Annotated in this window: 15 protein-coding genes; 12 read left to right on the top strand and 3 right to left on the bottom strand. The window is 74.0% G+C overall.

Annotation, left to right across the window (positions count from 1 at the left end; translation table 11 throughout):
- Window positions 1-122: 122 nt before the first annotated feature.
- From dapE to I601_RS10735, 4 genes are read left to right on the top strand one after another with little or no spacing between them, the layout of a single operon-like run.
- A complete protein-coding gene (gene dapE, locus I601_RS10720) occupies window positions 123-1,259 on the top strand; it encodes a succinyl-diaminopimelate desuccinylase (RefSeq protein WP_068109304.1) in 1,137 nt (378 codons plus the stop codon).
- Between the two features lies 1 nt (window position 1,260).
- Entirely contained in the window at window positions 1,261-1,998 is a 738-nt protein-coding gene (locus I601_RS10725; RefSeq protein ID WP_169834689.1) for an LOG family protein, read from the top strand.
- Entirely contained in the window at window positions 1,995-2,306 is a 312-nt protein-coding gene (locus I601_RS10730; RefSeq protein ID WP_418303064.1) for a DivIVA domain-containing protein, read from the top strand. Before I601_RS10725 ends, I601_RS10730 begins: the two co-directional genes overlap by 4 nt.
- A 15-nt stretch (window positions 2,307-2,321) precedes the next feature.
- The gene (locus I601_RS10735) at window positions 2,322-2,747 is read left to right on the top strand and encodes a hypothetical protein (RefSeq protein WP_068109310.1); all 426 of its coding nucleotides are present in this window, start codon (window positions 2,322-2,324) and stop codon (window positions 2,745-2,747) included.
- Window positions 2,748-2,760: 13 nt separating this feature from the next.
- Here the strand turns inward: I601_RS10735 and I601_RS10740 are convergent, their stop codons facing one another.
- Complete coding sequence (locus tag I601_RS10740; protein ID WP_068109313.1) at window positions 2,761-3,591, bottom strand: enoyl-CoA hydratase/isomerase family protein; 831 nt, start codon at window positions 3,589-3,591, stop codon at window positions 2,761-2,763.
- A gap of 174 nt (window positions 3,592-3,765) precedes the next feature.
- Here I601_RS10740 and I601_RS10745 point away from each other — a divergent pair, with 174 nt between their 5' ends.
- The 4 genes from I601_RS10745 (at window position 3,766) to I601_RS10760 (ending at window position 6,885) form a co-directional block, all read left to right on the top strand.
- The gene (locus I601_RS10745) at window positions 3,766-3,933 is read left to right on the top strand and encodes a DUF3117 domain-containing protein (protein WP_068109316.1); all 168 of its coding nucleotides are present in this window, start codon (window positions 3,766-3,768) and stop codon (window positions 3,931-3,933) included.
- 19 nt (window positions 3,934-3,952) lie between these two features.
- Complete coding sequence (locus I601_RS10750) at window positions 3,953-5,584, top strand: leucyl aminopeptidase family protein (protein ID WP_068109319.1); 1,632 nt, start codon at window positions 3,953-3,955, stop codon at window positions 5,582-5,584.
- Complete coding sequence (locus tag I601_RS10755; protein ID WP_068109322.1) at window positions 5,581-5,925, top strand: hypothetical protein; 345 nt, start codon at window positions 5,581-5,583, stop codon at window positions 5,923-5,925. The genes I601_RS10750 and I601_RS10755 overlap by 4 nt, the downstream gene beginning before the upstream one ends.
- A 105-nt stretch (window positions 5,926-6,030) precedes the next feature.
- The gene (locus tag I601_RS10760; RefSeq protein ID WP_068109325.1) at window positions 6,031-6,885 is read left to right on the top strand and encodes a hypothetical protein; all 855 of its coding nucleotides are present in this window, start codon (window positions 6,031-6,033) and stop codon (window positions 6,883-6,885) included.
- Here the strand turns inward: I601_RS10760 and I601_RS10765 are convergent.
- Window positions 6,882-7,433, bottom strand: a complete 552-nt coding sequence (locus I601_RS10765; RefSeq protein ID WP_472459020.1) for an O-methyltransferase — start codon at window positions 7,431-7,433, stop codon at window positions 6,882-6,884. The two genes, I601_RS10760 and I601_RS10765, sit on opposite strands and share 4 nt — an antisense overlap.
- A 279-nt stretch (window positions 7,434-7,712) precedes the next feature.
- On the opposite strand from I601_RS10765, the gene sigE reads away from it, so the two are divergent.
- The 3 genes from sigE to I601_RS10780 all read left to right on the top strand — a co-directional run bounded on the left by sigE (window position 7,713) and on the right by I601_RS10780 (window position 10,138).
- The gene (gene sigE / locus I601_RS10770) at window positions 7,713-8,351 is read left to right on the top strand and encodes an RNA polymerase sigma factor SigE (RefSeq protein ID WP_257735244.1); all 639 of its coding nucleotides are present in this window, start codon (window positions 7,713-7,715) and stop codon (window positions 8,349-8,351) included.
- The gene (locus tag I601_RS10775; RefSeq protein WP_068109336.1) at window positions 8,348-8,791 is read left to right on the top strand and encodes an anti-sigma factor; all 444 of its coding nucleotides are present in this window, start codon (window positions 8,348-8,350) and stop codon (window positions 8,789-8,791) included. Before sigE ends, I601_RS10775 begins: the two co-directional genes overlap by 4 nt.
- 84 nt (window positions 8,792-8,875) lie before the next feature.
- Window positions 8,876-10,138: a S1C family serine protease gene (locus I601_RS10780; RefSeq protein ID WP_068109339.1), complete on the top strand. Its 1,263-nt coding sequence runs from the start codon at window positions 8,876-8,878 to the stop codon at window positions 10,136-10,138.
- Between the two features lie 33 nt (window positions 10,139-10,171).
- Here I601_RS10780 and I601_RS10785 read toward each other — a convergent pair whose 3' ends face one another.
- Complete coding sequence (locus tag I601_RS10785; RefSeq protein ID WP_068109342.1) at window positions 10,172-10,408, bottom strand: helix-turn-helix domain-containing protein; 237 nt, start codon at window positions 10,406-10,408, stop codon at window positions 10,172-10,174.
- Window positions 10,409-10,679: 271 nt separating this feature from the next.
- Here I601_RS10785 and I601_RS10790 point away from each other — a divergent pair, with 271 nt between their 5' ends.
- Complete coding sequence (locus I601_RS10790) at window positions 10,680-11,348, top strand: CpaB family protein (protein WP_157520051.1); 669 nt, start codon at window positions 10,680-10,682, stop codon at window positions 11,346-11,348.
- Window positions 11,349-11,357: the final 9 nt, after the last annotated feature.

Raw genomic sequence — 11,357 nt, forward strand, 5'->3', positions numbered from 1 at the left:
CTGCCGCCGGGCCGATGAAGCTTCATCGTCCACCCAGGAGTTTCAGCGGCCGGCCGATGAACCTTCGGGGTCGGCGGCGCGCACCCGCCGCGGGGTGGAGGAGCGGCTGGTTGGATGGGGGCATGACCAGCTCTGGCAGCCGTACGGCGACCGGCCCGACCCCCGTGCTCGACCTCGACACCGACGTGGTGACGCTGACCCGTCAGCTGTGCGACATCGAGTCGGTCAGCCGCGACGAGCAGCGCATCGCCGACGCCGTGGAGACGGCGCTGACCGCGCTGCCGCACCTGAGCGTGACGCGCCTGGGCCACACGGTCGTGGCTCGCACCGAGCTGGGCCGCGGCGAGCGGGTGGTGATCGCGGGCCACCTCGACACCGTGCCCGTCAACGGCAACTTCCCGAGCCGGATGGACGAGGAGACCGGCATCCTGCACGGGCTCGGCACCTGCGACATGAAGGGCGGCGACGCGGTCATCCTGCGCCTGGCCGCCACCGTGCCCGAGCCGGTGCGCGACGTGACCTACGTGCTCTACGAGGCCGAGGAGATCGAGGAGGAGTTCAACGGGCTGAAGCGGGTCGCCGAGGAGCGCCCCGACCTGCTCGAGGCCGACTTCGCCATCCTGATGGAGCCCTCCAACGCCGGCGTCGAGGCCGGCTGCCAGGGCACCCTGCGCGTCGAGGTGCGCACGACCGGCGAGCGCGCCCACTCCGCCCGCTCCTGGAAGGGCGTCAACGCCATCCACGGCGCCGCCGACGTGCTGGCGCGGCTCAACGCCTACGAGGCGCGGCGCCCGGTCATCGACGGGCTGGAGTACCACGAGGGACTCAACGCCGTCGCGATCCGCGGGGGAGTGGCCGGCAACGTGGTGCCCGACGAGTGCGTGGTCGAGGTCAACTACCGCTTTGCCCCCGACGTCTCCACCGTCGAGGCCGAGGCGTTCGTGCGCGACTTCTTCGAGGGGTACGACGTCACCCTCACCGACCTCGGCGCCGCCGCGATGCCCGGGCTCGACCGGCCCGCGGCCCAGCAGTTCCTCGAGGCCGTCGGCGGCCGGGTCGCCCCCAAGTTCGGCTGGACCGACGTCGCCCGCTTCACCGCGCTCGGCGTGCCGGCCGTCAACTACGGGCCCGGCGACCCGCTCTTCGCCCACAAGGCCGACGAGCACGTGCCGGTCGCCGAGATCGAGCACTGCGAGCGGGCGCTGCGCGCCTGGCTCACCGCCGGGCCTGCCGGTCCCGCCGAGCGGGCGGGGGCCTGAGGTGTCGCGTCTGCGCGGACGGTTCACGGGGCCGGTCTTCACCCGTCGCAGCGAGGCGACCACGACCGACCAGCGGCTCCTCGACTCCCACCAGCCCAGTGATTGGGTGCACACCGACCCGTGGCGCGTGATGCGCATCCAGAGCGAGTTCGTGGAGGGCTTCGGCGCCCTGGCCGAGCTGGGCCCGGCGATCGGCGTCTTCGGCTCCGCGCGCACCGCCGCCGACCACCCGACGTACGCGCAGGCCGAGCGGGCCGGCCGGCTGCTGGCCGAGGCCGGCTACGCGGTCATCACCGGTGGCGGTCCCGGCGCGATGGAGGCGGCCAACAAGGGCGCCTGCGACGCCGGCGGCACCAGTGTCGGGTTGGGCATCGAGCTGCCCTTCGAGGCGGGGCTCAACGAGTGGGTCGACGTGGGCATCAACTTCCGCTACTTCTTCGTGCGCAAGACGATGTTCGTGAAGTACTCCCGGGGCTTCGTGGTGCTGCCCGGCGGCGTCGGCACCCTCGACGAGCTGTTCGAGGCGATCACGCTGGTGCAGACGCAGAAGGTCACCCGCTTCCCGATCGCCCTCATCGGCGTCGACTACTGGAGCGGGCTGCTGTCGTGGCTGCGCGAGACGGTGCTGGCCGACGGCAAGATCTCGCAGACCGACCTCGACCTGCTCTTCCTCACCGACGACGTCGAGGAGGCGGTGCGCCACGTCCTGGCGGTGCAGGAGGAGGACCCGCGGCCATGATGTGGTTCTTCGCGATCCTGCTGGTGCTGGTGATGGGTGCGATCGCGACGGTCGCCGCCGGGCGCGGCACCCCGCTCGCGGCGGAGTACGACGACCGGCCCGACGTGCTCGTCCCGGCGGGCCGCCTCGTGGGTGCGGACCTGCGCCGGGTGCGCTTCTCGCTGGCCTTCCGCGGCTACCGGATGTCGGAGGTCGACGCGCTGCTCGACCGGCTCGCCGCGCAGCTGGAGGAGGGCCGCGTCGAGGTGGGCCCCGAGGAGCGCGACGCGCCGGACGGCGGGGAGCGTGGCGCGGCGAACGACGCGTAGGGCACACTCACGCCCGTGTCGTCCCAGGTCGTCGTCTACGTCCTCACCGCCCTTGCGGCGGTCGTCGTCGTGCTCACCCGCGTGCGCCTCGGGCCCTCCGACGGTGCCGCGCGGCGCCTCGACGTGGGTCGCCGCTGGCTCGCGGTGCACACCGGCGCCGGCGCCCTGGCGCTGGTGCTGTGGGTGGTCTTCCTCGTCGCACCCGACGACACCGCCCTCGGCGGGTCGCTGCTCGGCATCGTCGCGCTGGGCCTGTGGTGGGTCGTGGCCCTGGTCGGGCTGGTGATCCTCGCGCGCTGGCTGCCCTCGAAGGGCAAGCACGCCCAGGCCGGCACCGAGGACACCTGGTCGGCCGGTCCCGGGCTCTCCGTGCTCGCCCACGTCGGGATGGTCGTGGGCGTCGCGGTCTTCACCTGGGCCTACTGGTCGGCCACGGTCTGAGCCGACCGGCTCCTCAGCGGCCCCGGAACTGCGGCCGCTGCTTGGCCACGAACGCCTCGACGGCCCCGCGGTGGTCCTCGCTGGCGCCGGTGCGGGTCATCATCGCGCTCTCGAAGGCCAGCGACTCCTCGAAGCCGTGGCTGGCCGAGTGCGCCACCGAGCGGCGCATCGCGCCGAAGGCCAGGGTCGGCCCGGCGGCCAGGCGGGCCGCCAGCGCGGCGACCTCGTCGCCGAGAGCGTCCGCGGGCACCACCGTCGTGGCCAGGCCCAGCTCGAGGGCCTCGGCGGCCGGGACGGTGCGCGGGAAGTAGAGCAGCTCCATCGCCTTCGCGCGGCCCACCAGGATCGGCAGGTGGATCGAGGCGCCGGTGTCGCAGGACAGGCCGACGCCGGCGAAGGCGAGGTTGAAGCCCGCGGTGTCGGCCACGATCCGCATGTCGCAGGCCATCGCCAGGGACGCCCCCGCGCCGGCGGCCACGCCGTTGACCGCGGCCACGACCGGCTTGTCCATCTGGGCGATCAGCGTGACCAGCGGGTTGTAGTGCTCGTCGACGGTGCGGAACAGCGCGTCGCTGCCCCCGTTCTCGAGCAGCTCGATGTGCTCCTTGAGGTCCTGCCCGGTGCAGAACGCGCGCCCGGTCCCGGTGAGCACCACGCAGCGCACCTCGGGGTCCGCAGCCACGCCGCGCACCGTCTCCAGCAGGAGGTCCTTGGTGGCGTTGTCGAGGCTGTTCATGGCGCCGGGTCGGTTCAGCGTGATCGTCGCGACGCCGTCCGCGGTGCTGAGCAGGACGGTCGGAGCCGGGCTGTCCGGGGTGCCGGTGGCGGGGGTCTCGGAGGTCATGGTCCGAGTCTGCCCGACCGACGCCGCGAGCGGTGTCCGGGTCGCGTCGACGCCCGGGGGTGAACCCTGTGGTGTCGGTCACCGCGGCGATAGGGGATAATAAAGATTCACGCGCGACTCGGGTCCTCGACCGGGGTCCGCACCTGTGCACGCACGAATGGGAAGAGGTGCCGGATGGCGGCGATGAAGCCGCGGACGGGCGACGGTCCGCTGGAGGTCACCAAGGAAGGACGCGGCATCGTGATGCGCGTTCCCCTCGAAGGTGGAGGCCGCCTCGTCGTAGAGCTCAACAAGGACGAAGCAACGGCGCTGGGTGACGCCCTCAAGGGCGTCGTCGGCTGAGCCGGCCGCGTCCCGCTTGATGCCCGCCCCCACCGCCGACCACCTCCCGCCCCAGGTCGCCCCGCCCGAGGTCGCTCTCAGCGACCTCGGGCCGTACGCCGTCCTGGGCGTCGACGTGGTCGCCGTCCCCGTCCTGCCGGCCGAGAGCCCGCAGGACGGTGCCGGCGACTCCAATCGAGCGGGCAGCGACGAGCCCAGGACCGGCCCCGTGCTGGGTCCCGGTGCCGCCGAGCTGTCCGACGGGCTCGGTCTCGACCTGCTCGCGGTCCTGGACCTCGAGGAGGCCACCGGCGCGGTCGGGGAGGTCATCCGGGTCCCCGTGCCGCTCGGCGGCCCCGAGAACGCCCAGCTGCGCTGGGTGCTCCTGGTGGGAGTGGGCCAGCAGCGCCCCGTCGACCTGCGGCGCGCCGGCGCAGCCCTGGCGCGCGCCGTGCGCAACCGCGAGGCGGTCGCCACCTCGGTGCCGGCCGCCGCCGGACCTGCGGGGATGACAGCCGGGCTGGAGGCGTTCGTCGTCGGCCTGGTGCTCGGCTCGTTCGGGTTCAGCTGGTCGAGCCGCGACCCCGAGCAGCCGCCGGTGCGTCGGGCCGTGCTCGCGGGCGTCGGCGACACCGCCGAGCACCGCCAGGTGCTCGCCCGCGCCCTGGCCATCGCCGGTGCCGGGTGGCAGGCCCGCCTGCTGGCCACGGTCCCCTCGAACCTGAAGAACCCGGCCTGGCTGGCCCAGCAGGCGGTCGAGACCGCCGGCCGCGCCGGTCTGGACGTCGAGATCTGGGACGAGCACCGGTTGGCCGACGAGGGCTTCGGTGGCGTCCTGGGCGTGGGCCAGGCCTCCGCGAGCCCGCCGCGCCTGATCCGACTCGACTACACCCCGCCGGGCGCCTCGAAGAAGACCCCGACCGTGGTGCTCGTCGGCAAGGGCATCACCTTCGACACCGGCGGTCTGTCCATCAAGCCCGCCGAGGGCATGGCCACCATGAAGCGCGACATGACCGGCGGGGCCGTGGTGATCGCCACCATGGCGGCCCTGGGCGCCGTCGGCTGCCCGGTCCGCGTCGTCGGCCTGGTCCCCGCGGCAGAGAACGCCGTCTCCGGCAGCGCCATGCGCCCCGGCGACGTGGTGCGCCACTACGGCGGGCGCACCTCCGAGGTCACCAACACCGACGCCGAGGGTCGGCTCGTGATGGCCGACGCGCTCGCGTACGGCGTCGCGCGGCTGCAGCCCGCCGCGATCGTCGACGTCGCCACCCTCACCGGTGCGATGAAGGTCGCGCTGGGCCTGCGCACCGGCGGCTACTTCGCCGACGACGAGGCCCTGGCCGCCCACCTCGCCGCAGCGGCCGAGGACTCGGGGGAGACCCTGTGGCGGATGCCGTTGGCCGACGTCTACGAGGAGCGCATCGCCTCCGAGGTCGCGGACGCCGACAACGCCGGGGGCGGCCCGGGTGCGATCACCGCGGCGCTGTTCCTGCGCCACTTCACCGGCGACGTGCCGTGGGCGCACCTCGACATCGCCTCGGTCGGCGACTCGCCGGTCGACGTGCACGAGTACAGCACCGGGCCCACCGGCTTCGGCGCCCGCGCGCTGCTGAGCTGGCTGGGCTCCGCGGATCCGCTGGCCGGTGTCGGCGAGGGGCAGCAGCGCCCATGAAGGGGTTGACCGTGCGCTGGTCGCTCACCGACGCCCGCGAGGGCGTCGGCGCCGAGCTGGCGACCTACGTCGAGACCACCTCGCACGCGAAGTTCACCGGTCAGTCGGGACTGTGCTTCAAGACCTGGCGGATGGTGCCGGGGCAGTGGTTCGAGGGCTGCTACGTCTTCGCCACCGACGAGGCCCGCACGGCCTTCCAGGAGACGTTCACCGCCGGCGCCGCCGACGCGCCCGGGTCCGTGATCGTCGGCAGCGCGCCGGTGCTCATCGAGGCCTGCGAGATCGTGGCCGTGGCCGAGGGCTGGGACGGCTTCACGCCGACCGCCCGCGACGAGGGGTAGCCGCCGCTCCCGACAGCTGTTCGGGATCGTCCGGGATCGCGGTTCCGGCCGCAGGGGCCGCCGGGCGGCTGACAGGGTCAGCCTCCCACCCCCGAAGGAGCCCCTGTGCCCACCACGCCCCTGACCCGCCTCGCCGGCGTCGTCACGTCCCTCACCCTGCTCCTCGCGGGACTGAGCCTCGCCCCGGCTCAGGCCGCCGAGCCGTCGTCGAGCGCGCCGGCCGCGGACTCGACCGCGGACCGGTCCCGCACCAAGCCTCTGAAGGTCACGACCGTCGGGGTCTCGTGCGAGTGCGGCGGTGCCGGCTACCACTGGGGCTGGCGCGTGGTGAGCCTGCAGTTCAAGGGGGTCCGGAAGGGCCACACGTACCGGGCGTTCGTCGACGGCGACAGAGCCACCGAGACCCAGTCCTACGGCTACGCGTCGTTCTCCGGCGTCGACCACGACTTCCAGCACGGCGAGACCTACTCGTTCCGCGTCAAGGAGTACAAGCGCAAGAGGCTGGTCCGCACCAGCAAGGCGAAGAGGTACACGATCCCCACCCCGGTCGCCCACCCGGAGCAGGCCTTCCTCGGGGTCGTCGAGGGCGAGGGCGAGGACTTCCTGGTGGCCGGGCGCACCTACAGCGTCTCCTACGAGGGCCAGTGGCAGGAGGGCATCCAGTTCGCCAAGGGAGTGGACCGCTTCAGCACCGCCGACGGCGGCTTCGGCTGGTACGAGGAGGAGGGCTACCCCCTGCCCTGGACCGAGCACGCCCCGGACGCCTCACTGACGCTCAGCCCGACCGAGGAGCACCTCGGCCAGTCGTGGAACATCTACGTCGTGGGTTCACGACCCGCGCCGAAGGACGTCCCGAGCCAAGGCATCGAGGCGGGCGACCCGGTCCGTGGCTCGGAGTGGGGCCACCGGTGGTACGTGTCGATCATCTCCGAGGAGCAGGCCGCCGAGCTCGAGGGTTAGTCCTCGTCCTCGGGACTCCAGACCTTCTTGGCGCACAGCAGGCCGTCGCCGACCGGCAGCAGCACCGAGAGCAGCCCGTCGTGGGCGGCCACGGCGCGACCGAGCTCGCGGATGGCGACCGTCTCGTCGTCGCGCTGCGCCGGGTCGGCGACCCGGTCGTGCCACAGGGCGTTGTCGAAGGCCACCACGCCGCCGGGGCGCAGCAGCCGCATCGCCTCGGCGAGGTAGGCGGAGTACTCGCGCTTGTCGCCGTCGCAGAAGACCAGGTCGTAGTGGCCGTCGGTCAGGCGCGGCAGCACCTCCAGCGCGGAGCCTGAGATGGTCCGGGCGCGCTGGGTGGCGATGCCGGCCTCGGTGAAGGACTGCCGGGCCAGGCGCTGGTGCTCGGCCTCGATGTCGACGGTGGTCAGCACACCGTCGCCGCGCATGCCGCGCAGCAGCCAGAGCCCGGAGACCCCGGTGCCGGTGCCGATCTCGACGACCGCGCGGGCCTCGAGGATCGAGGCGAGGAAGCGCAGCGATGCGCCGCCGCCAGGGCTGATCGGCACGACGCCGACCTCCTCGGCGCGCGAGCGCGCAGCGGCCAGGACGTCGTCCTCGGGGACGAACGCCTCCGCGTGGGACCAGCTGGCGGGCGTGATCGGCGTGGTGATGACGAGCCTCCTGCAGACGTGGCGCGCGGCCAGGCGCCCGCGCGGTCGCGCTCAACCTATCGCGGTGCGGGCCCGAGACCGGGGAACACCACCCCGGTGCCGCTCGTTGGACGAGGCGACGAGGTTCACAGACTCCCCTCAGCAAGAGGCCCTAGCGTGAGAGAGGTCCACGCCGTGGGCAGCAGGCACCGCTCCCAGGAGACAGCCATGACCAGCACCCAGCAGCCCGACCCGGCCCTGTCGTGGGAGCGGATCGTCGAGGACCACTCCGACCGCGTCTACCGGCTGGCCTACCGGCTCACCGGGGACCGGCACGACGCCGAGGACCTGACCCAGGAGGTCTTCGTGCGGGTCTTCCGCGCGCTGGACTCCTACACACCGGGCACCTTCGAGGGCTGGCTGCACCGCATCACCACGAACCTCTTCCTCGACCAGGCCCGGCGCAAGCAGCGGATCCGCTTCGACGCGCTCTCCGACGAGCGGGCGGCCCGGTTGACCAGCAGCTCGCCGGCCCCCGAGGCGGCGTACGCCGACCAGCGCTTCGACGACGACATCGAGCGCGCGCTCGCGACGCTGCCCCCCGACTTCCGCGCCGCGGTCGTGCTCTGCGACGTCGAGGGGCTGAGCTACGAGGAGATCGCCCACATCCTCGACGCGAAGCTCGGCACGGTGCGCAGCCGGATCCACCGCGGCCGGGCGATGCTGCGCAGCGCGCTGGCCCACCGGGCCCCCGCCAACGGCCGCTCGCGCTTCGCCGGACCGGTCGTGCCCGGCCTCGTCACGCTGCCCGGCGTCCCGGGGGGCGCCCGGTGATCGGACACCTCGGCAGCCGCGCCAGCGCCCTCCTCGACGGCCACGTCGCCCCCGAGGAGGCCGAGCGGCTGTGGACCCACGTCCACGGCTGCCACCTGTGCCGCGACCTGGTCGAGCGCCTCGGCGCGGTCAAGACGCGGCTGGGAGCGGCTCCCACGTCCGGCGCGCCGGACCACCTCAAGGGGGCCCTGCTGAGCGGCGCCGTCCTGGGTGACGCCTACCTCTCCCTCGGCGACCAGGCCCCCAGCCGCCACCGCCGAGCCGGCGGGGTCGCCGCGACCGTCGGTGGCGCCGCCGGGGTCGCCGTGCTCGGGCTGCTCGCCTTCGGTGCCGCCCCCGCGGACGCACCCACCCCGGGTCGCCAGGTGCCGGTCACCTCGGTCACCGTGCCGACGTACGGGCCCAGCGTGACGCCCGCCCGCAACGCCACCCGTCCCTGATCCCGCACCCGGTCCGCGCGGTCCGGCGGGGACCACCCGGGCCGGGGGGAGCACCGGCTGCCTGGCTCAGGGGATGATGGGTGGGTGAGTGACGACGAGCAGCCGCCGTACCCGGAGCAGTCCCCGGCCCCGGCGCCGCTCCCCGCCCCGGCCCCCGAGCCGCTGCTGGGCCCGCCGCCCGCGCCGTACGCCGGCTACGGGCAGGCGCCGGCTCCCCGCCCGGCGGCCCCGCCCGCTCCGCGGGCCCGGATCAGCGGCTGGGTGTGGCCGCTGGTGACCGCGCTCGCCCTCCTCGTGGGCCTGGTCGGTGGCCTGGTGGGAGGTGCGGTCATCACGGTGATCGACCGGGACGACCTCGGGACGGTGGGCGAGGGCCTCGCGGGGGTCGACACGATCTCGAGGGCACCCCTGAAGGCCGAGGACGGCTCCGTCGCCGCCGTCGCCGAGACGCTGCTGCCGGCGACCGTGCAGATCGTCGCCGAGTTCGGCTCCGACGACGAGGGCGCCACCGGCTCGGGGTTCATCCTGGACCGCCAGGGCCACGTCATCACCAACAACCACGTCGTCGCCGACGCCGCCGACGGCGGGAAGATCCAGGTCGTCGACCAGGACGGCAGCCGGTACGCCGCCAGCGTGGTGGGCCGCAGCCCCGTCTACGACCTCGCCGTGCTCGCGGTCCCCGGGCTCGAGGGCACGGAGCCCGCGTCGCTGGGCGCCTCCTCGGCCCTGCGGGTCGGGGAGACCGTGGTGGCCATCGGCTCGCCGCTGGGGCTGAGCTCGACGGTGACCTCCGGCATCGTCAGCGCGCTCCAGCGCCCCGTCACCACGGGCGACTCGGCCAACGAGTCGTCGTACATCAACGCGGTGCAGACCGACGCCGCGATCAACCCCGGCAACTCCGGCGGACCGCTGGTGAACCTGCTCGGCCAGGTCGTGGGCGTGAACTCCGCGATCGCCACCACCGGCGGCGGCAGCTTCGGCGGCGGCAGCTCCGGCAACATCGGGGTCGGGTTCGCGATCCCGATGGAGCAGGTCAAGATCACCGCCGACCAGATCCTGCGCACCGGCGAGGCCCGCTACCCCGTCATCGGCGCCCAGGTCCAGACCGGCCGCGAGGACGGCCGGGGGGCCCGGATCGAGGAGGTCGTCGACGGCAGCGCCGCCGAGGACGGCGGGCTGGAGAAGGGCGACCTGGTGGTCGAGGTCGACGGCGACCGGGTCACCGACGGGATCGCGCTGATCGTGGCCATCCGCGCCCACCAGTCCGGGGAGACGATCGAGTTCACGGTGCTGCGCGACGGGTCCGAGGAGCGCGTGGAGATCACGCTGCGACCCGAGGTCGGCTGAGGGCGACCGTCCCGCCCGGGCCGCCCGGCCCGACTACTCCGGCCGCTCGGCCTCGACGTAGGGGTGCTCGTCGACGAAGGTGCGGGTCTCGGTGTACATCCGCTCGATGAACTGCTCGAGCTGGGCCGACTCCACCCGCCACTGCCCACGCCCGCCGATCTTGATCGCCGGGAGGTCGCCGCGGCGCACCAGGGCGTAGACCTGGGCGCTGGAGGTGTTGAGGACCTCCGCGACGTCGGCGAGGGTGAGGAAGCGGGGCGTGCCGGACATGGCCCCATCGTCGCACCTGCGGGCTCCGGTACGGGGCAGCGACCCGGCGCCTGTGGACGGGTGGTCCGCGCCGCCCACCCAGGGACGAGCAGTCACTTTTGCACCACCGAGCGGTCACTAATGCACCGACCCAGGTGCAGAACTGACCTCTGGATGGTGCACAACTGACCTGTCGATGGTGCAGAAGTGACCGCTCGGCCGGGGGCGGGGAGGGGCGGGGCCTGTGGAGGAGCAGGTGAGAGGAGCGGCCGGAGTGGGCATGATGCCGGCCGTGAAGGCCGAACCAGCGAGCAGTTCCGTCGTCCCGCCCGCCGTGCGCAGCACCCGACCGGGGTGGCGCGACCCGCGGCTGTGGGTCGGTGTCGCGCTGGTCGCCGCCTCGGTGCTGCTCGGTGCGCGGCTGCTCGCGGCCGCCGACGACATGGTCACCGTCTGGGCCGCCGGCAGCGACCTCGGGGTCGGCCAGCGGCTGGAGCCCGAGGACCTGGTCGCGCAGCGGGTCCGCTTCGACGACGCGCAGGCGCAGGCGGGGTACCTGGGTGCCGACGACGAGCTGCCCGCCGACGCGACCCTCGTGCGCCCCGTCACCGCGGGGGAGCTGGTGCCGGCGGCGGCCCTCGGTCCCGCCGAGGGGGCCGCCCGCGTCGAGCTCCCGCTCTCGGTCGACCCCGAGCGGCTGCCCGACCTGGGGGCGGGCACCACCGTCGACGTCTACCTGCTGGCCACCGGGCGCGACGCCGACGGCCGCAAGGTCCGGCTCGACCCGGGCCCGGTGCTCGCCGACGTCACCGTGGTCGACGCCAGCACCCCAGACGGGGGCTTCGGCTCCTCCGGCCAGCGGCGCGTCGTGGTGGCCGTGCCGGCGGAGGACGCCGACGCCTACGTCGCACTGCTGGGCCGGCTCGGGGAGCCGACCGTCCTGATCTCGAGGGCCCAGTGACGGGTCCGG

Origin of the sequence: Nocardioides dokdonensis FR1436, assembly GCF_001653335.1 — a bacterium.
GTDB lineage: Bacteria > Actinomycetota > Actinomycetes > Propionibacteriales > Nocardioidaceae > Nocardioides > Nocardioides dokdonensis.

Bases quoted from the DNA above. Each gene is read 5' to 3' on its own strand.
- I601_RS10730 (WP_418303064.1), top strand. From the start codon at position 1,995: ATGATGTGGTTCTTCGCGATCCTGCTGGTGCTGGTGATGGGTGCGATC.
- I601_RS10740 (WP_068109313.1), bottom strand. From the start codon at position 3,591: ATGACCTCCGAGACCCCCGCCACCGGCACCCCGGACAGCCCGGCTCCG.
- I601_RS10745 (WP_068109316.1), top strand. From the start codon at position 3,766: ATGGCGGCGATGAAGCCGCGGACGGGCGACGGTCCGCTGGAGGTCACC.
- dapE (WP_068109304.1), top strand. From the start codon at position 123: ATGACCAGCTCTGGCAGCCGTACGGCGACCGGCCCGACCCCCGTGCTC.
- I601_RS10750 (WP_068109319.1), top strand. From the start codon at position 3,953: ATGCCCGCCCCCACCGCCGACCACCTCCCGCCCCAGGTCGCCCCGCCC.
- I601_RS10785 (WP_068109342.1), bottom strand. From the start codon at position 10,408: ATGTCCGGCACGCCCCGCTTCCTCACCCTCGCCGACGTCGCGGAGGTC.
- I601_RS10755 (WP_068109322.1), top strand. From the start codon at position 5,581: ATGAAGGGGTTGACCGTGCGCTGGTCGCTCACCGACGCCCGCGAGGGC.